The sequence below is a fragment of the Pseudomonas sp. KH_046_2 genome (assembly GCF_057838985.1).
Genome location: NZ_CM174480.1, coordinates 142,034 through 164,924, shown reverse-complemented (window position 1 = coordinate 164,924; position 22,891 = coordinate 142,034). Strand labels below are relative to the sequence as shown.

General features: G+C 60.9%; 24 protein-coding genes. 4 read left to right on the top strand and 20 right to left on the bottom strand.

Translation table 11 applies throughout. The annotated features are described in order from the left end of the window. Nucleotides 1–39: 39 nt before the first annotated feature. The 10 genes from AC3IX1_RS00755 to AC3IX1_RS00710 form a co-directional block, all read right to left on the bottom strand. Complete coding sequence (locus AC3IX1_RS00755) at nucleotides 40–675, bottom strand: NADH:ubiquinone oxidoreductase subunit N (RefSeq protein ID WP_489386747.1); 636 nt, start codon at nucleotides 673–675, stop codon at nucleotides 40–42. 92 nt (nucleotides 676–767) lie between these two features. Next, nucleotides 768–2,216, bottom strand: coding sequence for an efflux transporter outer membrane subunit (locus AC3IX1_RS00750; RefSeq protein ID WP_489386746.1), 1,449 nt, complete (start codon nucleotides 2,214–2,216; stop codon nucleotides 768–770). Continuing rightward, nucleotides 2,213–3,100: an efflux RND transporter periplasmic adaptor subunit gene (locus AC3IX1_RS00745; RefSeq protein WP_489271670.1), complete on the bottom strand. Its 888-nt coding sequence runs from the start codon at nucleotides 3,098–3,100 to the stop codon at nucleotides 2,213–2,215. Before AC3IX1_RS00745 ends, AC3IX1_RS00750 begins: the two co-directional genes overlap by 4 nt. Continuing rightward, complete coding sequence (locus AC3IX1_RS00740) at nucleotides 3,097–3,306, bottom strand: DUF1656 domain-containing protein (RefSeq protein ID WP_007987399.1); 210 nt, start codon at nucleotides 3,304–3,306, stop codon at nucleotides 3,097–3,099. The genes AC3IX1_RS00745 and AC3IX1_RS00740 overlap by 4 nt, the downstream gene beginning before the upstream one ends. Beyond that, nucleotides 3,303–5,375, bottom strand: coding sequence for an FUSC family protein (locus tag AC3IX1_RS00735; protein WP_489386745.1), 2,073 nt, complete (start codon nucleotides 5,373–5,375; stop codon nucleotides 3,303–3,305). Before AC3IX1_RS00735 ends, AC3IX1_RS00740 begins: the two co-directional genes overlap by 4 nt. Further along, nucleotides 5,372–5,800 (bottom strand): MarR family winged helix-turn-helix transcriptional regulator, encoded by a 429-nt coding sequence (locus tag AC3IX1_RS00730; RefSeq protein ID WP_489386744.1) that lies wholly within the window; start codon nucleotides 5,798–5,800, stop codon nucleotides 5,372–5,374. Before AC3IX1_RS00730 ends, AC3IX1_RS00735 begins: the two co-directional genes overlap by 4 nt. 132 nt (nucleotides 5,801–5,932) lie before the next feature. After that, the gene (locus AC3IX1_RS00725; RefSeq protein WP_489386743.1) at nucleotides 5,933–6,214 is read right to left on the bottom strand and encodes a type II toxin-antitoxin system RelE family toxin; all 282 of its coding nucleotides are present in this window, start codon (nucleotides 6,212–6,214) and stop codon (nucleotides 5,933–5,935) included. After that, nucleotides 6,204–6,449 carry a type II toxin-antitoxin system prevent-host-death family antitoxin gene (locus AC3IX1_RS00720; RefSeq protein ID WP_046040690.1) on the bottom strand — a complete coding sequence of 82 codons (246 nt, stop codon included), beginning with the start codon at nucleotides 6,447–6,449 and terminating at the stop codon, nucleotides 6,204–6,206. The genes AC3IX1_RS00725 and AC3IX1_RS00720 overlap by 11 nt, the downstream gene beginning before the upstream one ends. An 82-nt stretch (nucleotides 6,450–6,531) precedes the next feature. Then, nucleotides 6,532–6,777, bottom strand: a complete 246-nt coding sequence (locus AC3IX1_RS00715) for a DUF2789 domain-containing protein (RefSeq protein ID WP_347909993.1) — start codon at nucleotides 6,775–6,777, stop codon at nucleotides 6,532–6,534. 85 nt (nucleotides 6,778–6,862) lie between these two features. Continuing rightward, entirely contained in the window at nucleotides 6,863–7,324 is a 462-nt protein-coding gene (locus tag AC3IX1_RS00710) for an aminoacyl-tRNA deacylase (RefSeq protein WP_007975646.1), read from the bottom strand. Nucleotides 7,325–7,523: 199 nt separating this feature from the next. Between AC3IX1_RS00710 and AC3IX1_RS00705 the strand changes: the two genes are divergently transcribed. Beyond that, a complete protein-coding gene (locus AC3IX1_RS00705; protein ID WP_489386742.1) occupies nucleotides 7,524–8,057 on the top strand; it encodes an NfeD family protein in 534 nt (177 codons plus the stop codon). Between the two features lie 2 nt (nucleotides 8,058–8,059). Next, nucleotides 8,060–8,818: a slipin family protein gene (locus AC3IX1_RS00700; RefSeq protein WP_489386741.1), complete on the top strand. Its 759-nt coding sequence runs from the start codon at nucleotides 8,060–8,062 to the stop codon at nucleotides 8,816–8,818. A gap of 55 nt (nucleotides 8,819–8,873) precedes the next feature. Here AC3IX1_RS00700 and AC3IX1_RS00695 read toward each other — a convergent pair whose 3' ends face one another. The 4 genes from AC3IX1_RS00695 to AC3IX1_RS00680 form a co-directional block, all read right to left on the bottom strand. Beyond that, nucleotides 8,874–10,433 carry an efflux transporter outer membrane subunit gene (locus AC3IX1_RS00695; protein ID WP_489386740.1) on the bottom strand — a complete coding sequence of 520 codons (1,560 nt, stop codon included), beginning with the start codon at nucleotides 10,431–10,433 and terminating at the stop codon, nucleotides 8,874–8,876. Beyond that, on the bottom strand, nucleotides 10,430–11,494 hold the full coding sequence (locus AC3IX1_RS00690; protein ID WP_489386739.1) for an HlyD family secretion protein: 1,065 nt from the start codon (nucleotides 11,492–11,494) through the stop codon (nucleotides 10,430–10,432). Before AC3IX1_RS00690 ends, AC3IX1_RS00695 begins: the two co-directional genes overlap by 4 nt. Nucleotides 11,495–11,520: 26 nt before the next feature. Continuing rightward, nucleotides 11,521–13,053, bottom strand: coding sequence for an MFS transporter (locus tag AC3IX1_RS00685; RefSeq protein ID WP_489386738.1), 1,533 nt, complete (start codon nucleotides 13,051–13,053; stop codon nucleotides 11,521–11,523). Nucleotides 13,054–13,275: 222 nt separating this feature from the next. Next, on the bottom strand, nucleotides 13,276–14,196 hold the full coding sequence (locus AC3IX1_RS00680; RefSeq protein ID WP_489386737.1) for a LysR family transcriptional regulator: 921 nt from the start codon (nucleotides 14,194–14,196) through the stop codon (nucleotides 13,276–13,278). A 310-nt stretch (nucleotides 14,197–14,506) separates the two neighbouring features. On the opposite strand from AC3IX1_RS00680, the gene AC3IX1_RS00675 reads away from it, so the two are divergent. Beyond that, the gene (locus tag AC3IX1_RS00675; RefSeq protein WP_489386736.1) at nucleotides 14,507–14,860 is read left to right on the top strand and encodes an RHS repeat-associated core domain-containing protein; all 354 of its coding nucleotides are present in this window, start codon (nucleotides 14,507–14,509) and stop codon (nucleotides 14,858–14,860) included. Beyond that, complete coding sequence (locus AC3IX1_RS00670) at nucleotides 14,814–15,290, top strand: hypothetical protein (RefSeq protein WP_489386735.1); 477 nt, start codon at nucleotides 14,814–14,816, stop codon at nucleotides 15,288–15,290. Before AC3IX1_RS00675 ends, AC3IX1_RS00670 begins: the two co-directional genes overlap by 47 nt. 9 nt (nucleotides 15,291–15,299) lie before the next feature. Here AC3IX1_RS00670 and AC3IX1_RS00665 read toward each other — a convergent pair whose 3' ends face one another. The 6 genes from AC3IX1_RS00665 to AC3IX1_RS00640 all read right to left on the bottom strand — a co-directional run bounded on the left by AC3IX1_RS00665 (nucleotide 15,300) and on the right by AC3IX1_RS00640 (nucleotide 22,867). Continuing rightward, the gene (locus AC3IX1_RS00665) at nucleotides 15,300–16,166 is read right to left on the bottom strand and encodes an ABC transporter permease (RefSeq protein WP_489386734.1); all 867 of its coding nucleotides are present in this window, start codon (nucleotides 16,164–16,166) and stop codon (nucleotides 15,300–15,302) included. A gap of 21 nt (nucleotides 16,167–16,187) precedes the next feature. Continuing rightward, a complete protein-coding gene (locus AC3IX1_RS00660) occupies nucleotides 16,188–17,048 on the bottom strand; it encodes an ABC transporter ATP-binding protein (protein WP_489386733.1) in 861 nt (286 codons plus the stop codon). 5 nt (nucleotides 17,049–17,053) lie between these two features. Next, the gene (locus AC3IX1_RS00655; RefSeq protein WP_489386732.1) at nucleotides 17,054–18,079 is read right to left on the bottom strand and encodes an ABC transporter substrate-binding protein; all 1,026 of its coding nucleotides are present in this window, start codon (nucleotides 18,077–18,079) and stop codon (nucleotides 17,054–17,056) included. Nucleotides 18,080–18,097: 18 nt separating this feature from the next. Then, nucleotides 18,098–18,985, bottom strand: coding sequence for a TauD/TfdA dioxygenase family protein (locus tag AC3IX1_RS00650; protein WP_489386731.1), 888 nt, complete (start codon nucleotides 18,983–18,985; stop codon nucleotides 18,098–18,100). A gap of 371 nt (nucleotides 18,986–19,356) precedes the next feature. Continuing rightward, the gene (locus AC3IX1_RS00645; RefSeq protein ID WP_489386730.1) at nucleotides 19,357–20,721 is read right to left on the bottom strand and encodes an HlyD family type I secretion periplasmic adaptor subunit; all 1,365 of its coding nucleotides are present in this window, start codon (nucleotides 20,719–20,721) and stop codon (nucleotides 19,357–19,359) included. Further along, nucleotides 20,711–22,867 carry a type I secretion system permease/ATPase gene (locus tag AC3IX1_RS00640; protein WP_489386729.1) on the bottom strand — a complete coding sequence of 719 codons (2,157 nt, stop codon included), beginning with the start codon at nucleotides 22,865–22,867 and terminating at the stop codon, nucleotides 20,711–20,713. Before AC3IX1_RS00640 ends, AC3IX1_RS00645 begins: the two co-directional genes overlap by 11 nt. Between the last annotated feature and the right edge of the window lie 24 nt (nucleotides 22,868–22,891).

The window sequence follows — 22,891 nt, the reverse complement described above, 5'->3', positions numbered from 1 at the left end:
GGGCTTGCTCGCGAAGGCGTCAGCCTTGCCAACACAGAATCAGGAATACTGGACCTCGATCTCATCCAGCTGATGATCAAAGCTTTTTAGCCGCGCAGTCCAGGTGTACACCAGCACTTCGAAGTCGCGGTTGATCACCGCCCCGCCCGTCACTTCCGCGCGCGGGTCGCAGACGTCCAGTTGATAGCGTTCGCGGGCCATGGCCGTGGCGACATCCGCCAGCTCCCGGGCATTGCTGAGCCAGTGCCGACCGTCGTCAGCCACTTGCCGGTCCAGCGCCAGGCACTGTTTTTTCAGGCTCTCGAGGCTTTTTTCCAGCGGCGTGCCGGTCAATTCGCCCATGACTTCCTGAAACGTGCGCCCCGGTTGCCAGTAACTGCCCCAGAAATAGCGGTCGAACACGGTTTCGACACGACGCAGCGCCACCTTGGTGTCCCAGATCAGGACCAGGGTCTTGCCTTGTTCGAGTTGTCTTTTCTTGATGCGCTGGTTCTGGACCGAGGCCCAAGCCACCACCGCAATGGAAATCACGGCAATCAGCGCGGCGGCACTGTCGAGGAACGCCAGAGCCTTGTCGATCTGGTGGGCCAGCATGATGCCGTAGAAATAGGTGGCCGACAGCAGCACCAACGCCACGATGGCGCACCAGAAGCCGAGAGCATAAGGGTTTTTCATTATTGGTTTCCCCCTGACCTGCGCGAGCCTTGTGCGTAGAAAGGGCGCTTTGCACGAGGCGCCCCCCAACACTTCAAAGCATAGCAACGGCCTCAGGGTTTGCCGGAGTTCGACGCTTGCGTTCGTCCGCTTTCCCAGCCGCCGCCCAAGGCGAGGAACAAATCGATCTGGCTGGCGGCAACCTGGGTGTTCGCGGCCGCCAGTTGCGCCGTGACGTCAATGTAGGTGCGGGTGGCTTGCAGGTCCGCCAGGAACGAGGCGCGGCCGGCCTGGAAGAAGCGGTGGGTCTGGTCGGCTGCCAGTTTTGCCGACTGCTCGGCATCGGCCAGTGCATCGCGGCGTTGCAGCAATGCCGTGTACTGGGCCAGACCGGTCTGGGTCTCGCGAATGGCGTTGAGCACCACCCCGTCGAAATGCGCCAGGGTCGCCTGGGTCACCGCTTCGGCTTCGCGGATGCGCGCCCGGGCGCCGTTGGTCGGCACGTTCCAGGTCAGCGACGGACCGAAGCCCCAGCGGTTGGTCGACGGATCGCCGAGATCGTCCAGGATACCGACGGTACCGATGGTCGCGCCGATGCTGATGTTCGGGTACAGCTCGCCCGTGGCGACGCCAATACCGGCCGTCGCGGCCGCCAGTCGCCGCTCGGCCTGCCGTACATCGGGACGACGCTTGAGCAACGCGGCGCCATCGCCCACCGGAATCAGTTGCGCGATTTTTGGCAGCTCGTCGCAGGTGGCGGTGCCGGCCGGCAGTTGGTCCACCGGCTTGGCCAGCAACATCGACAAGCGGTACAACCCGGCCTGACGCGCCGCCTCATAACGCGGCATGTCAGCGCGCAGGGATTTGAGTTGGGTTTGCGAACGGGTGACCTGGGTTTCATCGCCACGCCCGGCATCGCGCAGGCGCTGGATCAGCGTAGTGCTCTGGGCTTGCAGGTCGAGGGAGTGCTGGGCAATTTCCCGCTCTTCATTGGCCGCGCACACTTGGGTGTAGGCCCGAACCACGTCGGCCACCACGGTAATGCGTGCAGTATCGGCGGCGGCCTGCGTCGCATCGGCATTGGCCTTGGCCGCTTCGATACCGCGCTGCAAGGTGCCAAACAGGTCGAACTGGTACGACGCGCTGATGCCGATATCGCCGATGTTGGCCACCGGCACTTTTTCCGGCAGCAGGAAGGCCTGGCCGGACTCCTGCAAGCGCTGGGCGCCCATCTGCACGCCGCCGCTCCAGCCGCCTGCGGCTTCGGCCTCATCAACCTGCGCACGAGACCGCGACAGACTGGCCGCCGCCACCCGCAAATCGGTGTTGGAAGCCATGGCCTGTTGCACCAGCTGGTCGAGTCGCGGGTCCTTGTACAGGCGCCACCAATCGGCCGGCACCGGCGCGGACACCACGGTTTTACCGTCGACCGCCAGATCGCCCTGCAAGTCTGGACGATGGACAGCCGCTTCTTCAGGCAAATGATAATCCGGCCCGACCATCTGACACGCCGACAGCAGCAAGCCTAACCCGGCGACCGCCAAACCCGAGGCCTTGCTCATTGCGCCGGCTCCCGCTTCTGATCGTCGATGATCGATACCGTGGCGGTGCGCCCGGCGATCATGCGGAAATCTTCCGGCACGTCATCGAAGGCGATCCGTACCGGAATCCGCTGGGCCAGCCGCACCCAGCTGAAGGCCGGGTTGACGTTGGGCAGCAGGTTGTTGCCGCTGGTGCGGTCGCGGTCTTCGATACCGGCGACGATGCTCTCCACATGTCCGCGCAGGCGCGCATTGTCGCCGATCACCCGGATGTCGACGCTTTGGCCGATATGAATGCCGTTCAGTTTGGTTTCTTCGAAATAACCATCGATATGGAACGAGTTGCTGTCGACCACCGACAACACCGGACGCCCGGCGCTGACGAACTCCTGGGCCCGAGGCGCGCGGTCGTTGACGTAGCCGTCCACCGGGCTGCGGATCACCGAGCGGTCGAGGTTGAGCTGCGCGCTGTCCACCGCCACCTGGGCTTCCATCAAGGCCACTTGGGCGCGGGCCACTTTCGACTGGCTTTCTTCCAGTTGCTCACCCGGCACCAGGTTGCCCAGGCCCTTGTTCCGCCTGGCCTCACGCTGGGCCTGGGCCAGGGTTTCTTCGCGGTCGGCGACTGCCGCTTTCGCCTGGCGCAGGGCCAGCTTGAAGCGGTCCGGATCGATGCTGAACAGCACCTGGCCACGCTTGACCAACTGGTTGTCGCGCACCTCCACTTGCTGGATCAGCCCGGAGACATCCGGCGCGATTTGCACGATGTCGGCACGGATGTGTCCGTCGCGGGTCCAGGGCGCGAACATGTAATACATCACCATGCGCCAGACCACGACAACGGCGAAACTCACGATCAGCAGGGTCAACACCACGCGACCCAGGGTTAGAAACGGTTTTTTCATGTCATCAGGTATCGACTGAGTGAATCCACGGCGCCAAGCAGCAAGGCGTAGAGGGCCACGTTGAACAATGCCCGGTGCCAGACCAGACGGTAAAAGTGCAGGCGCGTCAGCACCCCGTGCACCAACAGGTACAACACATACGTAATGCCCATCAGCACCAGCAGTGTGGGCAGGAATACCCCGCTCAGATCCAGGTCACCGATCATAAAGGCGCTCCATCAATGCCATGGGGAAGCGGTTCTTCGGGCTCGGCGGAACCGACGAACTCGACGCCGGGCAACAGTGCCAGGCGCAGGCCGCTCAGGGCGTGCAGCAGATGCCGACGGGTTTCATCATCGCCGGCACCGCTGAGGGCGCGACGCGTGCGGTCGAGGGTCATCAGCAACGGGCTCGGTGCCTGCAAGCGCTCACCGGCCTTGAGGCAGGCCTTGAAGTACTCGCCCACCTCGGTCACCACCTGGCGCAGCAGCACCTGCGGCACACCAAGGACCCGCGGCGTATAAGCGAGCAGGTCCAACAGATTCAGCGCCACCCGCACTTCCCGCAGCGCCACGCCGGAGTCCTGGCCGGTCATGGCCAGGCGCGGCAGATGCTGCATCAACCGATCGAGCATCCGTAAGCCCAGCAGCCGATGCTCGGACAACGTGGCCGGCTCGGCGAGGCTGACAATGTCACGCCAACTGAAACGGGTCAGGCGCTTGGCCGCCAGTTCGGCACCGAACGGCCGGGCGATCAGGGTCCAGATGAACGCGAACAGCAGCCCCGTGGGACCGGCCAGGTTGGAGTTGGCAAAACTGAGGAAGTCCGCGTCGTAAGCGCCCTGAATGCTGATGAAAGACGAGGTGTTGACCAGAGTCAGCAACATGCCCAGGTAAAACTGCGGCTTGACCGTCAGGGTGCCGACGCAAATGAACGGCACGGCAAACGCCAGCACCAGCATCGGAAAGTCATGCAGGTTGGGCAGCACCAGAAACAGATAAAGGCTGGCGAACACCACCGACATCGCTGTCCAGAAAAAGAACCGGTAAATCTGCGGTGCCGGATCGTCCATCGAGGCGAAGAAACTGCACGCCACCGCCGCCAGGATCACCGCGCTGCCGCCATCGGTCCAGCCGAGCAGAATCCACAGCACCGAGGCGACGATAATCGCGGTGACGGTGGACGCCGCGGAATAAAACATCAGGCCGCGATCCAGAAACGGCGTCAGCCGACCCAGCCGCCAGTGCCGATACACCGCGCGCCAGCTGTCCTGGCTTTCGCACTGGATGGCGTTTTGCAGGCTGCGGCAGTCCTGCCACAAATCGATCCACTCGCCGAGACGGTAAATGGCGTTGGAGAACAGCAGTTGCTTGCGGTCATCCAGCGCTTCAGGAGCCGGTTGCAGGGCCTCAAGTTGATCCTTCAGGGCTTGCCAGCGGGCGAGATTGGCATCCTTGTGTTCGAGCCATTCGGAGGTGGCGGCCAGCAAGGGTGCGAACTTGTCCACAAGCTCCGGGGTGCGCCGTTCCAGGGCGTAAAGCGCGTCGTCGAGGGCATCGATCACTGGCAGCAGGTGAATCATCCGTCCGCGCAATTCCTTGGTGTTGCGCACTGTCTGCGGACGCGAGCCTTCGTGGGGCAACTGACCGATCATCAACTCCAGGGAGTTGAACGTGACAACCATCGATGCGCGCAACGCACTGACCTCTTCAGGCTGCACGTTGCGGCTAAGGAAACGCAGGCTGTAGGTCGATGCATCGGTAAACCATTTGCTCACCGAATCATTGAACACTGGCGCCAGGCGCCGGGGCCAGAACATCGCACCGACCACCGCTGCCACGGCGATGCCGAGAAAGATTTCTTCGGTCCGCGCTTCGGCCACGTCCCACACCCCCAGCGGGTTGTTCACCACCGGCAGGGCAATCAACGGCAAGGTGTATCCGGCGAGCATCAAGGCGTAGTTGTTGGCCGTGCGCAAATGCAGGGACAGAAACAGCAGCGTCCCGGTCCACAGCGCAATCACCACCACCAGCACGTAGGGGCTCTGCACGAACATCGGCACGAACAGAACCGCCGCCGCAGCGCCGATAAAGGTGCCAACCGCCCGGTACAACGCCTTGGAACTGGTAGGGCCGAGAAACGGACTGGAAACGATGTACACCGTGGCCATCGCCCAGTACGGACGCGGCATTTGCATGAGCAGGGCAATGTACAGCGCGATCATCGATGCGGCGAAGGTGCGGACTCCGTAGAACCAGTCCCGCGCCGGGGGCATGCCTGAGAAGAATCCGTTCAAGAGCTGGCCACCGATGGCGGCGTGGCCGCTTCAAATGCTCTCAGTACCCGTAGCGTAGCCTCCAGATCACTCTGGTCAATGCCTTCAAGGACTTCGTGGCGCAAGCGCACCAGCTCCACTTCGACCGCCTGCACCAGCTCCCGACCGGTTTCGGTCAGGCTCAGGCATTTGGCGCGGCGGTCCTGCGTGTCTTCGGTCCGGCAGACGTAACCGGCATGGCACAACTGATCGAGCAGGCGCACCAGCGACGGGCTCTCCATCCCTGCCGCTTGAGCCACCGTCACCTGGCGCACGCCCTCGCCCAGCCGCCCGATCATCAACAGCGGAACAGCGCAGGCTTCGGAGATTCCATAGTTGACCAGCGTGGTCTGGCAGATCTTCCGCCAATGCCTGGCGGCCACCACCATGGCACTGCTGATGTTCATCTGGAGAAGGTCGAGGTTGTTCGGCACGAGGGAAAACACACACTGTTAGTTTGCTAACTATCAATATGGCATTGGAGGGGATTTTCCGTCAAGTTTTGAAACAAATACGTAACAGCTACCTGCCAAGTGCCATCAACGTTTCCTGGCGCGCTCATACACCTGACTGCGTTCGCGCTTTCCTACTGCAACGACAGAAACGACGACGCGCTCATCTATCACCTCGTAGACGAGTCGATATCCCGATGACTTCAACTTGATTTTGTAGCAGTCGGGCATGCCATGGAGTGAGTCGGAAGGGATTCGAGGCATTTCGAGCCGCTCTGCCAATTTCTTTTTGAATTGCTCACGCAGCGTGTGCCCCAGCTTGTCCCATTCTTTGCGTGCAGACGGCAGAAATTCGAGCTTATAAGTCATCCAGCGTTACCGGGATCGGCGTTTCATGACGACGAGAACGCACGATTTCCGCCAACTCCAAATCATCCAGGCGCTCCATCATGGCTTCGAACACATCGGCAGGAACCATGTAGCCCATGACGCGATTGTGATTGAGCACTGCGACGGGCCCTCCATGGGCGCCATTCAAAACGGCAGAGGGGTTTTTCTTTAGTTCAGAAACGCTGACAGCCATATCAGCCAAAACACTTTGCATAATTAAGACCTCAAATAAGGTCTTAATTCTGGTCAGTTATTGTAATCAGAGCAACCTCGGTTGAGCACCGCCTATCAGTTTTTTACACCCCCCGCCCCTTCCTCAACATCACATCCAGTTGATCCACTACCTCAGCCCAATCCGCGTCATCGAGTATCTCCTCACGCAGAAGATCCGCCTGACTCGGGCTCCAGAAAAATGCATCCGCAAGGTGCAGTTCCGGTTTGAGCGGTGAATGGGTGGCGATGAATTTATCGATGCTTTCGGCGTCGTCCGGCAGGCCGAGTTGTTTGAACAGCGAAGGGAGGTTGTGGGTTGGGTTTTCCATGCCTGGCTCCTGTGACCGATTAAGGGACCGCTACGCGGTCATCACGGGCAAGCCCGCGATGACCGCAGCATTGACGGCGCAAAACTCAATGACTCAACTCCCGCACCTCGGCATGCGGCACCATTTTCAGAAACTCGGGCATGTCCATGCGCACCAGGTTGACGTGGTTGCCGGCCTCCAGATAGATGTCTTTCTGCCGGGTCAGCAGCGGATCGATGACCACCTCCAACCCATAGGACTCACCCAGCGCCGGTACAGCACCGCGTTCGCAATCATCGAACAGGTGCGCCAGGTTGCTTTCGCGGGAAACCTGCCACTCACCGCTGCTGCGGACTTTGCTCAGGTCAAGGTGACGGCTGGCGGGCAGCACGGCCATCAGGTAATGCCCATGGTGATCGTCGAGGATCACCGATTTGGCCACCCGTTCGGCAGGAATACCTGCGACCCGCGCCGTTTCAAGGCTGCTGGCCGAGTGTGGGTGGCTGACGATGTCATATTCGCATTGAGCCTTTTCCAGGCTTCGCTGCACGGTTCTTGCCATACGCATGATGCACCTCGGTGTCCGCCATGACCGCCGGCGGACGATGGTTAAAGTTTTGCTTGCGTAGTAAAAGTCTAGGCCCGTCAGCGCGATCCGGCGGGAAATCCGCCCATCGGCCGCCGACGACAATTGAGCAAAATTCATACAGGCCAAGGCTCAACTAAACTGTACTCAGAGCCACTCCACGACTCTCCCGGAGGGTCAAGTGAACACGCGTTGCTGTGCCGTTGCGTTGCTGTTGGCGTTGAGCGGATGGGCCTGTGCTGCCGACACGGTTGTGGTGCTGGTGCCCAACCCCGTCGGGATCTGGCTGATCACCTTCGGCATCGCGTTCCTGATCGCCGAGGCGGCCCTGCCCAATTACGGTGTGATCGGCCTGGGCGGCATCGTGATGTTCGTGATCGGTGCGGTGATCCTGACCAATACCGATGTGCCCGTGCCACTGATGATCGGCCTCGGACTGATCAGCGCGCTGTTGCTGATCTACCTGGTGTTTCACGCCCTGAAGACCCGACCGCGGCACACGGTTAGCGGTGATGCCGGGCTGGTCGGCAGCGAAACGCCGGTCACGTCAGTGCAGCTCGGCAACGCCTGTGGCGGCTGGGTTCATCTGCAAGGAGAACGATGGCAAGTGCTCAGCGCGACGCCGCTGCAACCCGGGCAACAGGTGCGGGTGGTGGGGCGCAAGGGCTTGCTGCTGCAAGTGGCCGCGGCTGACGCGGCGCCGGGCGGAGAATAGTCATGGGTTTGCAATTGGGTCTTGTCGCGCTGCTATTGTTGATCATCGCACTGGCGGGGTCGACGTTCCGCATCCTGCGCGAATACGAGCGCGGCGTGGTGTTCCAGCTCGGGCGCTTCTGGCAGGTCAAGGGCCCCGGCCTGATCCTGCTGATTCCGGTGGTCCAGCAGATGGTCCGGGTCGATTTGCGCACCGTGGTGCTGGACGTTCCGCCGCAAGACGTGATCACCCGCGACAACGTGTCGGTCAAGGTCAATGCGGTGCTGTATTTCCGCGTACTCGATCCGCAGAAGGCAATCATCCAGGTCGAGGACTTCCTGGCCGCCACCAGCCAGTTGGCGCAAACCACGCTGCGGGCGGTGCTGGGTAAACACGAACTGGACGAACTGCTGGCCGAACGCGAACGCTTGAACCTGGATATCCAGCAAGTACTCGACGCCCAGACCGACGCCTGGGGCATCAAGGTCGCGAACGTCGAGATCAAGCACGTGGACCTCAACGAATCGATGATCCGCGCCATCGCCAAACAGGCCGAAGCCGAACGGGAACGGCGAGCCAAGGTGATCCACGCCGAGGGTGAATTGCAGGCCTCGGAAAAGCTCATGCAGGCCGCCGAAATGCTTGGCCGCCAACCGGGGGCCATGCAGCTGCGCTACATGCAGACCCTGAGTTCGATTGCTGGCGACAAGAGCTCGACCATCGTCTTTCCACTACCAATCGAGTTGCTCAAGGGCATGGCGGATTTGTCGTCGAAAACCTGAAGGATGCGATGACGCCGCTCATTGCCAGGTAATGCCGGACAGATACGCCCCATAGTCATTCGGCCGGCTCGAAGTGCGCCGTCTCTGCCACGGGATACACTGACTGCCATCCGCCACCCAACGCCTTGTACAAACCGACGACTGCCAGCGACACACCGGTCGAGCTTTCGACCCACTGTTCCTGCGTCGCCAGCAACGCCCCTTGCACGGTGAGTACGGTGACGAAATCCACCACACCCTCAACGTACTGTTGTTGCGCGGTGTCCAGCGCAACGCGGTTCTGGCGTACGGCTTCGGCCAGGCTGTCGCGGCGCAACTGACTGGCGTTATAGGCGGTCAACTGGTCATCGATTTCATGCCAGGCGCGCAGCACGGTTTGCTGATAGGCGATAGCGGCTTCCTGTTGTTGTGCTTCGCGCAATTCAAGCACGCCACGCAAGCGGCCGCCGTCGAACAACGGCAAGCTGAACTGCGGGCCGATCCCGAACGAACGCGAACCCCAGGAGCCGAAATCGCTCAGTTGCATGGCCTGGGAACCGATGTTCCCCGACAGGGTGATTCGCGGATAAAAATCGCCCTTGGCCACGCCAATGCTGGCAGTGGCGGCATGCAGCCGCGCTTCGGCCTGACGAATGTCCGGCCGACGTGCAGCCAGTTGCGAGGGCAAGCCAATGGCGACCTGACGCGGCGTTTGTGGCACCGGTGCGTCTGTGGATAACTCCGCCGCCAATGCCTGGGGCGGTTCACCCATCAACAGACTCAAGGCGTTGATCAGTTGCCACTGGCGCTGCTCCAGTGCGGGCAGGCGCGATTCGATGGCCGCCACTTGAGCGGCGGCTTCGGCGACATCCAGATCCGTCGCGACGCCGTCGGCCAGACGCAATTGCGAGAGCTTCAGGCTATGGCGGGCAACGTCGAGATTCTGTTCGGTGACGAGCCGGGTGTTCTGCACACCGCGCAGTTGAATGTAGCCTTGGGCGGTGTCGGCCAGCACCGACAGCAGCACATCGCGTCGGTCGTTCTCGGCGACTTCCAGGTTGGCGTCGGCCGCTTCGGTTTCCCGCCGCACGCGGCCCCAGAAATCCAGCTCCCAGGAGGCGGAAAAGCCGGCATCCCACAGGTTGAAGGCCGATTGGCCGTTGTGTCCTGACGGGTCGTTCAAGCCTTCGCCGCTGTTGCGGTTGCGTCCGTAACGACCGCTGGCAGCCGTGCTGGGGTAGCGCTCGGCGGTGATGACCTGACGCACTGCACGACTTTGCTGCAAGCGGCTGCTGGCCAGCTTCAGGTCGAGGTTGTCGGTCAGGGCGCGCTGGCTCAGGGCTGAGAGTTTGGGGTCGTGGAACACCTCCCACCAGCGCTCGTCCATTGTTTCGGTAATCGCCTGGCTGGCGGCTGCCTTTGATGGTTTCGACCATTCGGCGATTGGCTTTGCCTCTGGTTTGTGGAAGTCCGGGCCGACGGAGCAGGCGCTGAGACTCATGACGAGCAAGGCACTGAAGGTGAGTGGCTGCCACAGGCCTCTTCGCGGGCAAGCCCGCTCCCACAGTTGACCGCATTCCCCTGTGGGAGCGGGCTTGCCCGCGAAGGCGCCAGGTCGCTCAACGGAGGTTTTCATCGCTTGGCCACCTCCCTCGAAGCGGCGCTGACAGTATCAATACTCGCCTCCACCGACATCCCCACCCGCAAGCGCTCGGCCAGCGACTGTCCCGGCTCCAGCACGATCTTCACCGGTATCCGCTGCACCACCTTGGTGAAGTTGCCGGTGGCGTTGTCCGGTTTGACCGCAGCGAACGTCACCCCGGTGGCCGGGGCAATGCTTTCGACGCGACCGCTCAATGCCGCACCACCCAGGCTGTCGACGCGCACTTGCACAGCCTGCCCCGGCTGCACATCCGTCAGTTGGGTTTCCTGGAAATTGGCCATCACGTATGCCTGCGCCAGCGGCACCACCGCGAGGATTTTGCTGCCCGGGGTGACGTAGGCGCCGACCCGCACCGCACGTTCGCCGACCATGCCGTCCTGAGGCGCGACGATCCTCGTATAGGACAACTCGTAGCTGGCCATTTCCAGCTTCGCCTGCGCCCGTTTCAGGCCACCTTCGGCTGCATCGCGCTGGGCCGTGAGGATCTCCACCTGCTTGCGTTCCGCCGCCAGTACCGCCGTGGCATTGGCCAGCCGTGCGGAGGCCTGGTCGATGCGCGTTTGCGCCTGTTGCGCATTTTGCACCGTGCCGGCGCCCACCCCGGCGAGGTGGTTGTAGCGGTTCAATTCATGCTCGGCAAAGGCCATTTCTGCCTTGGCCGAAACTACTGAGGATTGCGCCTGGGCAATCACCGACGCCTGGCGTTCAAGGGTCGCCCGGGCGTTTTGCAGTTGCGCCCTGGTCACCAGCGTTTCGGCATCGGCGGCCTCGGCGGCGGCGCGTAGATCCCGGTCATCGATCAGCGCCAGCAACTGCCCGGCCTTGACCTGCTGGTTGTCCTCGACCAGCACTTGCTTGATAAACCCGGCAACGCGCGGCACGACCAGGGTGAAATCCGCCGAGACATAGGCATCGTTGGTGTTCTGCTGGGTACGCTTGCCGAACAGGCCGGGCATTGCCAGGTACAGCAACACGCCGACGACCAATGCGGCGACCACGGCAACCGTGACTTTCTGCTTTGCTTGAGTGTTCATAAAAACCTTCTGTATCAGTGGAGCATTCAGGTCGGTGCGCGTGGCGGAAAAATCCGCGTCGGCAGCCAGAAAATCAGCAGGATCAAGGTCACGGCGATACCGGCCATGCACAGGTAAAGATCAGAGGACGTGAGCACCACCGCTTGCTCATGCAGACGATGAGCGAGGCTTGCGCTGTCTTGCTCGGCCAGCGGCGAGTTGCCGAGGCGGTCGACCAGCATGGTCGAGTGAAAATGCAGGCGTGCCGTGGTCAACGCCTCGATCACCCCGGTGGCGATGACCGCCGACAGGCCTTTGACCGTGTTGAACCAGGCCGATGCAAACGGCCCTTCCATCGGGTTGATGCTGCCAGTTGACAGCATCAGCAGCGGCAACACCGCCATGGGCTGACCGAAAATCTGCAGCCATTGCAGCGCATAGAAATCGTCGCGAATCCACACGGACGTCAGTTGCGAGCCGCCGACGCACGACAGCGCCAGCATGCTCAAGCCGATGCCCAACACCCAGCGGCAATCGACCCAGCGAAAGTTGCACAGCGCCGCCACTAACGGCAGCGCAATCAATTGCGGCAGCGCCGCCAGCAGCATGATCGGCGCAGTCTGCACCGGGCGATAACCCTGGACCTGCGCCAGGTAACCGGACGGAATAATGATCACCGCCTGCAACACCACCAGCACGCCCGCCAGGGTCAGCAGGGCGAAAGACAGGTTCCGGATCCCGAGCATCTGCATCTTGAAAAACGGCATTGGCTGCGACCACTCGCCGACCAAAAACAGCACCAACAACAACAGCCCGCCACCGAGAAATCCGCAGATCAGGCTGGACTCGAACCAGTCCAGGCGATTGCCCTGCAAGATGCCGATCACCAGCATGCAAATGGCGGGAAAACCCAGCAGTACACCTCGCCAGTTGAAGGACTTGAAGCGCTCCAGACGCAGGGGATCCTGGGGTAAGCCATACGCCACCGCGGCCATGGCGATCAGGCACGGCGCGATGATTTGCCAGAAGGTCCATTGCCAGCCGACATACTCGGTCCACAACCCGGCCAACGGCGTGCCCAGGCCCGGGCCGAACGTCGCCGTCAGGGCATAACCGGCCAGGCCATACAACTTCACGTTGGCGGGCAGAAACCGCAGGGCCACGGTCATCAGCATGGGTGGCAATGCACCGCCCGCGAGGCCTTGCAAGGTGCGCAGTAACAACAGGCTTTCGTAATTCGGGGCGAAGGGGCACAGCACACCCAGCAGGGTGAACAGGCTGATGGCCCACAGGGTGAAACGCCGCAACGAAAACGTCACCGCACACCAGGGCGCGAACGCCATGGCCGCCACCGACGTCGCGGTGTAACAGGCGACCAGCCAGGTGCCTTCGTCGTAGCCGATGGCCAACGCACCGCGGATGTCGGCCAGGGCGACTTTGGTCACCATCTCGTTCAGGCCCGACACCAGCACCGCCAGCAATATGCCAAGCAGGCCGATGATGATTCGAGCGCCGAATACCTGTGGTGAAGCTGTTGGGCCGGTCGCGGCGACAGGTGCCGGGGCCGTGAGGGAAGTCATGTACTGCAAGCTCCGGCGTGGAAAGACCGAAGCATTCTAGGAAGCGTGATGCCTGACGAAAATCAACTTATTGACAGGTTATAAGTGCGTCTGACGCAACAGTATAAAACCCTGTGGGAGCGGGCTTGCTCGCGAATGCGGTTTATCATTCAACATTGATACCGACTGACCCAACGCCTTCGTGAGCAAGCCCGCTCCCACAGAAGGAAATTGCGCTTGACCTCAGTCCGGCTGCGCAGCCAGCCACGTTTCATCGCAGCAGGATTTCAGCGTTTCACGCAGCCAGCGGTGGGCCGGATCCTTGTCGAAACGTGGATGCCAGGCTTGGGTCAGCATCAAGGTCGGCAACGGGATCGGCAGGTCGAACGAGCGCAGCTTCAGTCCGAGCCGTCGCACACTCAGCAAGGCTTCCTTGGGCACCGGCAGAATCAGGTCGGAATCGGGCAAGGCGAACATCGCCGCATGAAAGCTCGGCGCGATCACCGCCACCCGCCGCTCCAGCCCCAGGGCATTGAGCGCGGTATCGATCGGCCCCCGGGCAATGCCGCGCCGGGACATGCTGATGTGCGAGAACCCCGCGTAACGCTCCGCCGTGATCTCATCGTCCAACAGCGGATGATCCTCGCGCACCAGGCCGACAAAGTGCGTGGAAAACAGGTTCTGGACTTTCACTTCCGGCGTCAGCGGCCGGGTGTTACTGATGCTCAAATCGATCCGCCCTTCGCGCAACGCCTCATCATCGCCATCGCCTTCCGGGACGAAACGCAATTCGCAGTGCGGCGCCTGCCGGTCGAGGGTGTCGAACAGCTTGCCGCCGTAGACGCCGACAAAGAAGTCGTTAGCCCGAATACTGAACCGCCGCCGCAGCGAACTCAGCTCCACCGCATCGGCCGAACGAAACAGCAACCCGGCCTGCTCCACCACGCTGCGCACCTGCTCGCGCAATTCCAGCGCCTTGGGGGTCGGCACCAGGCCACGACCGGCACGCACCAGGATCGGATCGCCAATGGCTTCGCGGATGCGCGTCAATGTCCGACTCATCGCCGCCGGGCTCAGGTTCATCCGCCGCGCCGCGCCCACCACACTGCCTTCGTCGAGCAAGGCGTCGAGGGCGACCAACAGGTTCATGTCTGGGAGTTGCATCGCGAGCACTCGTGGCTGATCTGAGTTGATTAAGACGCAATGCTAGCAAACAACCTCGGAATGTTGTGCTGGCAGTACCGGCCTCATCGCGAGCAGGCTCCCACAGGGGATCCGAGGTGGTCGCAAAATTTGTGTACGACAAAGAACCAATGTAGGAGCGAGCCTGCTCGCGAAAGCGGTGGAATCGTCACCACATCCATTCGCGCCAGCCCATAGAAACAACTCACACCACTATCAGTTCTGATAGTTCTCAAGCCTGGCTCAAGCAAGTAAAACTCATGGCCTGCTTCACTCCCGCGAAGAACCCGGTATGAGCCAAGCCAAACCTGATGATCAACACAACCGCAGCCGGCAACGCGTCGTGCTGCTGGCAACCGACCGCAGCCAATCGATCATTGGCGAAATCGTCGATGGCCAGACCAAAACCATCGGCTACTCCGCTTACGGCGAGCAGTCAGCGCAGCAGAGAGTCGAGACACGGCTGGGGTTCAATGGCCAGTTACGTGAAGCGAGTATCGGTTGGTATTTGCTGGGCAACGGCTACCGCGCCTACAACCCGAGATTGATGCGTTTTCACAGTCCGGACAGCTGGAGTCCGTTTGGGCAGGGTGGGTTGAATGCGTATATGTATTGCGTGGGGAATCCTACTTCAGCGCTTTCTTAAGCAAAGGGCGAGCGTCATTGTTAAAAATCCAAATGCCTTACAGCTAAAGCGGCTCAGCGTTATTGTAAAAAGCCCATCGCTAAAAGCCACCAAACTAGCCACTGAACGTAGTGTCGCACCCCCAAAAATACAAAACCCAGTCGGCGAACTTATCACCACATCTAGACCACCGTCATCAGCCATCAAAAACATTGATGCAGAAGCTGCTATCTCCAGCATTCCAACCTCACAACCAATGATTAGCACCGCACACTCGCAAGTTGGAATACTTAATGAAATGCCCAGATTAAAAGCGACGATAGATCCTTATCATCGCCCCCTACTGCACGGAAAAAGAAAAATGCCAACACTACCCATCAGCGCAACCGAAGGGGAGATCAAAAAAATGTGGTGGTTACGTCCCGTCGTCTCCCTTGTTCGCAGCTCCTGAGGTCGTAACCTACCGCACCATCCCCCACCGCCTAACCGTCACCCGCTCCAACGAATCAAACACCAGATTCTCCACCAACAACCCAATCAAAATCACCACCGCCAACCCGGCAAACACCTTATCCGTATACAGTTCATTGCGATTCTGAAAGATGTACCAGCCCAACCCACCTTTACCGCTGGTAGCCCCAAACACCAACTCAGCCGCAATCAACGTGCGCCAGGCAAACGCCCAACCGATTTTCAGCCCCGCGAGGATCGACGGCAGCGCCGCCGGGATCAGGATGAACAGTACGAAACGCATGCCCTTGAGGCCGTAGTTGCGCCCGGCCATGCGCAGGGTTTCCGAGACGCCGAGGAAGCCGGCGTAGGTGTTCAGCGCCAGCGCCCAGAGCACCGAATGCACCAGAACGAAAATCAGGCTGTTCTGGCCCAGTCCAAACCACAGCAGCGCCAGCGGCAGCAGGGCGATGGCCGGCAAGGGGTTGAACATTGAAGTCAGTGTGCTGAGCAAATCGCGACCCAATTGCGTCGACACTGCCAGCGTGGTCAGGGCAAACGCCAGGACGATGCCGATCAGATACCCCTTGAGCAACACAACCAGGGAAATCCACACCTTGCCCAGCAATTCACCGCTGAGCAGGCCGTAGTACAAGGCGTGAGTGGTCTGCAAAAAACTCGGCAACAGCAGGTCATTGTTCTGATATCGGGCAACGGTTTCCCACAGGACCGCGAGCAAAACAAGGATCAGGCTTTTGCGCAGCCAGCCCTGTTGCCACAGGCGCTGGCCGAGCGGCAATTCGCGCTCCAGCGGCACGCTGGTCAGTGGCTGCAAAACCGTTTCGAACTCTTCACGCTGGGATGATAAATGGCTCATCGGGCCCTCCTCTCAACTGGCTCAATAAGCGATGCGGATGTCGGCGAAATCCAGTTCATGCTCGGCGTTCGACACATCACCTTCGTCGAACAACAGCCGATGAATACGCCGTGCCGATTCCTGAAACGCCACACCGCCGAGGCTGTGCAAATCGTATTGATGACTGTGGACTTCCGCCCTCACCCGCCCCGGATGCGGTGACAACAACAGAATGCGATTGCCCACTACCAGCGCCTCTTCGATAGAGTGCGTGACGAACAGCAGCGTGAAACGCACTTCTTCCCAGAGCAACAGCAATTCTTCCTGCATCTTGCGCCGAGTCAGGGCATCAAGCGCGGCGAAGGGTTCGTCCATCAACAGGATTTTCGGCTGCATCGCCAGCGCCCGGGCGATGGCAACGCGCGCCTTCATGCCGCCGGACAAAGTGTGCGGATAGGCATCGGCAAACGCCGCCAGGCCGACTTTTTCCAGATAGTGCAGCGCCCGCTCTTCGGCCTCCCTGCGCCTGAGGGTTTTCGAGGCCAGAAGCGGAAACATCACGTTCTGCTTCACGGTTTTCCAAGGCGGCAGTTGGTCGAACTCCTGGAACACCACGATCCGGTCCGGCCCCGGCGCATCGACGCGCTGGCCTTGCAGACGGATCTCGCCTTCCACTGGCTGGATGAAGCCGGCGGCGGCCTTGAGCAACGTCGACTTGCCACAGCCGGACGGCCCGAGCAGGACAAAGCGGTCCGCCGGGTCGATCTCGAAACTGACTTGATGGGTCGCCCGCACCACACGCTGCGGCGTGCGGTATTCGAGGCTGACGTTATCGACCGACAGCAGCGCCTGGGCTGCCGCGATCGGTTTGCTGACCGTGTGGCCTTGCAAAGGGGCGTTCATTTCGGTCAGCTCCCTTGCAGCGGCTTGGCGTCCTGGAAGAAGTAGTCCTTCCATGAATCCGGTTTGTTTTTGATCGCGCCGACGCGGTAGAGGAACTCGGCCAACGGGTAAGTGTTTTTCGGCGTGACGCTGAATTCGAACTGCGGGTTGTCGATGATTTTCAGCAACGCGGCGCGGTCGATTTTGGCCTTGGTAACGCGGATGTAAGTGTCCGCCGCTGCGCCTTTGTCGTTCTGCGCGAATTGCGCTGCTTCGGTCAGTGCATCAATGAATGCCTTGTAGGTTTTCGGGTTCTCATTGCGGAATTTCTCGGTGGCGAACAGCACAGTCGGCGAGTTCGGACCGAGCAGGTCATAGGTGTTCAGCACCACGTGCACGTTGGGATTGGCCAGTTCCTGATCCTGGAACGGCGGGTTGGAAAAGTGCCCGCTCAGCTCAGTGCCACCAGCCACCAGCGCCGCTGTCGCGTCGGGGTGCGGAACAGCGATGGTGTACTTGTCGAGGCGATTGAACTCCTTGTCACCCCACTGTTTGGCCGCCGCGTATTGCAGGAAGCGCGACTGCACCGACACGCCTACCGCCGGCACGGCGATGCGGTCCTTCTCGGTGAAGTCGGCGATGGTTTTGACCTTCGGATTATTGCTCACCAGGTAGTACGGAAAGTTGCCCAGGGAGGCGACGGCTTTGACGTTCTGCTTACCGTGGGTGCGATCCCAGATGGTCAGCAGCGGGCCGACACCGGCGCCGGCAATGTCGATCGAGCCCGACAGCAACGCATCGTTGACCGCTGCACCGCCGGAGAGCTGGGTCCAGTCGACCTTGATGTCGATACCTTCCTGCTTGCCGTACTTCTCGATCAGGTTCTGATCGCGCACCACATTGAGCAACAAGTAAACGATGCCGAACTGTTCGGCAATGCGGATTTCACCTTCGGCGTGGGCCACGGTCGGCGCCACCAGGCTGCCGGCGATCAGGCTGAAGCCCAGGCCGATGGCCGCGGCCAGCGGTGCGAATGGAAGACGTTTGGACATGATCAGATCTCCGACAAATCAGAAAGGCGCATCGCCCTGGATGGTGGTGCGAAACAGCTTGCGGCGCAGATGGCTGGGGCATCCGGCGGCGAGGTGGATCAGCGAACGGTTGTCCCAGAACACCAGGTCGCGGGCCTGCCATTGATGGCGGTAGATGTTTTGCGGCAACACGCTGTGGGCAAACAGTTCCGCCAGCAGTTGGCGGCTCTCGTCTTCCGGCAGACCAACGATGCGGGTGGTGAACCCCTCGCTGACGAACAACGCCTTGCGGCCGTTTTCCGGGTGAGTGCGCACGACCGGGTGGACGACTTCGGCGACCTGAGCGAGTTGCTCCGGGGTCAGGGTCGGGCGCCAGTTACCTTCGAATTTGGTCTCGCTGTAACGCGCTGTGTAGGAGTGCGCCGCCGAGCGACCTTCCACCGCTTTGCGCAACGCGAGCGGCAGGTTGTCCCAGGCTTTGTGCATGTCGGCGAACAATGTGTCGCCGCCTTCTGACGGCAGCTCCTGGGCATGCAGCATCGAGCCCAGGCTCGGCAGCTCCTTATAAGAAAGATCGGAGTGCCAGAACTTGCCGGCATCGCCCAGGCCGATGTTCTGGCCGTTCTCGACGATGTTGGAAACGATGAGGATTTCCGGATGCCCCGCCAGCAGGAACTGCTTGAGCACGTGGATCTGCAATACGCCAAAACGGCGGCTGAAATCGATCTGTTGCTCAGGGGTTATACGCTGGTCGCGGAACACCACCACGTGATGATCCAGATGCGCATGGTGAATGCGGGAAAAATCGTCATCATTGATCGGGCGGGACAGGTCGAGACCGATGATCTCGGCGCCCACCGCTCCGCTGAACGGGCGGACTTCAAAGAATTGTGGCGCGATGCTTGGCGAAGCTGAGGCTGCAGACATAAATCACTCCCACGCACGGCACGCTCAAAGGCGCGCGCGTCGATCAGAAACTCACGGAGGTCCCGTGTTAGTTCGTGTCGTGCGGCGCGCCGATTGGTCGGCAGGTACGCAGGAGATTGACTTTATAGATATAATAATTGAAATTTAAATACCGTTAATGAATAACGATATGGCGATTGAGAAGGGACTGAGTGAATGGTCGAGTGACGTTATTTGTCACTTTCTGACAGGATTGTGGTGTTTTGGCGGATGCTATCGCGGGCAAGCCCGGCTCCCACAAGGTTCTTTGTTGAAACACGATCATGTGTTTGACACAAAAACCTGTGGGAGTCGGGCTTGCCCGCGATGGGGCCAGTGAATCCACTAAAGATCTAGCGCTCGTGCAGCGCCTCGGCCCGCGCGCGGATGATCGGCTTGAGCAGGTAGCTGAGGACGGTCTTCTTGCCGGTGATGATGTCCACGGAAGCTACCATCCCCGGAATGATCAGCAACGGCTTTTCATCGGTGCCCAAGTGGCTGCGGTCGGTGCGCAGCTTGATGATGTAATAAGTGGTCTTCTTGTCTTCATCGGTGATGGTGTCGGCGCCGATCTGCTCCAGCTTGGCCTTCAACCCGCCGTAGATGGTGTAGTCATAGGCGGTGAATTTCACCGTCGCTTCCTGCCCCGGATGCAGGAACGCGATGTCCTGCGGGCGGATCTTCGCCTCGACCAGCAAGGTGTCGTCCAGTGGCACGATTTCCACCATGTCGCTGCCCGGCTGGATAACCCCGCCGATGGTATTGACCAGCAACTTGTTGACGATACCCCGCACTGGCGAAGTGACCAGCGTCCGGCTGACCCGGTCTTCCAGGGCCTTGCCGGTGGCCTGGGCCTTGTTCAGGTCGGTGCGTGCTTCGTTGAGTTGGGTCAGGGCTTCGCTACGGAACTTGCCACGGGTTTCATCGACCTTGCGCTGCACTTCCTTGATTGCCGATTCGGCACGCGGAATGGCCAGGGTGGTGGCGTCGAGCTGACCACGGGTCTCCGCTTCCGCACGCCTGAGGCGCAGGACTTCCACCGGCGATACCGCGCCCTGGGCCACCAACGGCTCGGACATGCTGATTTCCTGACGCTGGAAGCCCAATTGCTGGCGATACTGCGCCTGCTTGGAGGTGAATTCGCGCAGCTCTTGCTGGCGTTGGATCAGTTGCTCTTGCAAGCCGCCAATCTCGTCGTGCAACTGTTGGCGGCGGCTTACATAGAGCGACTCTTCGCTCTTGGCCTGACCCGGCACGGCCTTGAGCACATCCTCGGGGAAGTTCAGCGGGCGATCTTCGACCTCGGCGCTCAGGCGTTCGACCCGCAGCAGCATCGACAACCGATCGGCCTCGGTTTCGCCGACGTTCGAAGCAAATCGCGTGTCGTCCAGGCGAATCAGTGGCGCGCCGGCTTCGACGATCTGACCTTCCTTGACGAACAGTTCGGCAACGATACCGCCTTCAAGGTTCTGGATTTTCTGGATCTTCGACGACGGAATCGCCTTGCCGTCGCCCTTGGTCACCTCATCGATCACCGCGAAATTGGCCCAGAGCATCAGGAACACAAAGAACGCGATGATCGCCCAGATCGTCAGCCGCACCACCCGTGGCGCATCCTCGATAAGCGCCTTGTTGACCTCAGGCAGCGGCTGGCCCTGAAGTGAAGCAGAGCCTTTGAAGTAGCGACGGATCGAATCCTTACCCGACTTAAGCAACACTGATCTGCCCCTTCTTCAACGCTTCCATCACCGCAGCTTTCGGGCCGTCGGCGAGTATCTGCCCGCGGTCGATCACGATCAGGCGATCCACCAGCGATAACAGCGATGCCCGGTGCGTCACCAGCACCATGGTCTTGTTTTCGATCACCGCTGCCAGGCGCTGCTTGAGGCGTTCTTCACCGGTGTTGTCCATGGCGCTGGTCGGCTCGTCGAGCAGCAGGATCGGCGGGTTGAGCAACAATGCACGGGCCAGGGCAACGTTTTGCCGTTGACCGCCGGAGAGGTTCTGCCCGCGCTCGCCGACTTGCAGCTCGTAGCCCTGCGGATGCAGGCGCGCATACTCGTGGACGCCGGCCAGTTCCGCGGCTTGCAGCACCAGTTCGTCCTCGACATACCGCGCGCCGGAAACAAGATTGTCGCGCAAGGTGCCGGCGAGCAACTGAATGTCCTGGGGCACGTAGCCGATGTTGTAGCGCAGCTCGCTGACGTCGATCTGGCGGATATCCACACCATCGACCAACAACGAGCCATCATCCGGCTGATACAGCCCCACCAGCAGTTTCGCCAGTGAGCTCTTGCCCGAGCCGCTTCGACCAATGATGCCGACCTTCTCACCAGGTTGAATCGACAGGTTGATGTTCTTCAGCGCCAGGTTCTGCTGTTGCGGGTAGGTGAAGTTGAGCTGGCGGCACTCAATACCGCCCTGCAGCACCTTGCGGCTGAGCGGACGTTCTTCGAAATTGCGCTCCTGGGGCAGTTCCATCATCTGGTCGACCGAGGTCATGGTCACCCGTGCCTGCTGATAACGGGTCAGCAGTCCGGACAGTGACGCCAGCGGGCTGAGCGCACGGCCACTGAGCATGTAGCAGGCAATCAGGCCGCCCATGCTCAGGTGACCGTCGATGATCTGGTACACGCCGAAGACGATCATGATCACCCCGGCCAGTTGCTGGATCAGCAAGGTGATATTCATCGCCAGGCCGGAGAGCATTTTCACCCGCAACTCAAGACGACTGAGGGTGCCGATGGTCTGCTCCCACTGATACTGGCGTTCGCTTTCGGCGTTGTTGACCTTTACCGCATCCAGGCCGGCCAGGGTTTCGATCAGGCTCGACTGACGCTCGGCCCCCAGCGCCATGGTCCGCTCCATGGTCGCCACCAGGGGTTTCTGCAAGGCGTAGCCGATGGCCAAGGCGATCGGGAATGCCAGCACCGGTATCCATACCAGATGCCCGCCAAGGATCGCGATGACGATGAAAATCAGAATCGTGAACGGCAGGTCGATCAGGCTGGTCAGCGTCAGCGAGGCAAGGAAGTCCCGCAGGCTCTGGAACTCATGGATGTTCTGGGCAAAGCTGCCGACCCGCGCCGGCCGGTATTTCATGGCCATGCCGACGATGCGCTCGAACAGCGTGGCCGAGATGATCAGGTCGGTTTTCTTGCCGGCCAGGTCCAGGCACAGGCTACGCAGGCTTTTCAGGATCAGGTCGAAGAGGTAGGCGCCGGTGATGCCGAGTGCCAGCACCCAGAGCGTCGCTTCGGCCTGGTTCGGCACGACGCGGTCGTAGACGTTCATCACGAACAACGGCGCGGCCATGGCAATGATGTTGATCAGAAAACTGGCGGCGATGGCGTCGGCGTACAACCAGCGCGAACGCTTGAGGGTGTCGCGGAACCACGAGCGCGCACGCGGAATCAGCGTGCCGTGATTGACGTCGAACTTGTGCTGCGGCTGGGCGAAAAAGACCTTGCCGGTGTAGTCGTCGACCAGCAGCTCACGGCTGACCAGGGACTCACCGCCATCGCTTTCGCTGAGCAGTACCCGCACCTGATCTTCGCCTTGCCAGCCGAGCAGGACGGCACTGCGACCGTCCTTGAGCAGCAACAATGCCGGCATCGCAATCGCCGGAATATCCTCCAGCTTGCGTTGCAGCACCCGGCCTTGCAGCCCCGCGCGAGCGGCCGCACGAGGCAGCAACTCGACAGTCAAGCGCTGCTCGAACAACGGCAGGCCGGTGGTCAGCATTGCCGCGCTGGCAGGTTTCTGGTGCAGCATGCAAAGAGCGAGCAGACCATCCAGTAGCGGATCGTCATGCAACGCGCGCGGATCATGAATGAGTTGAACCCGACTGACTTCTGATTCCACGCTCGGCACTCTTGGCTAACAATT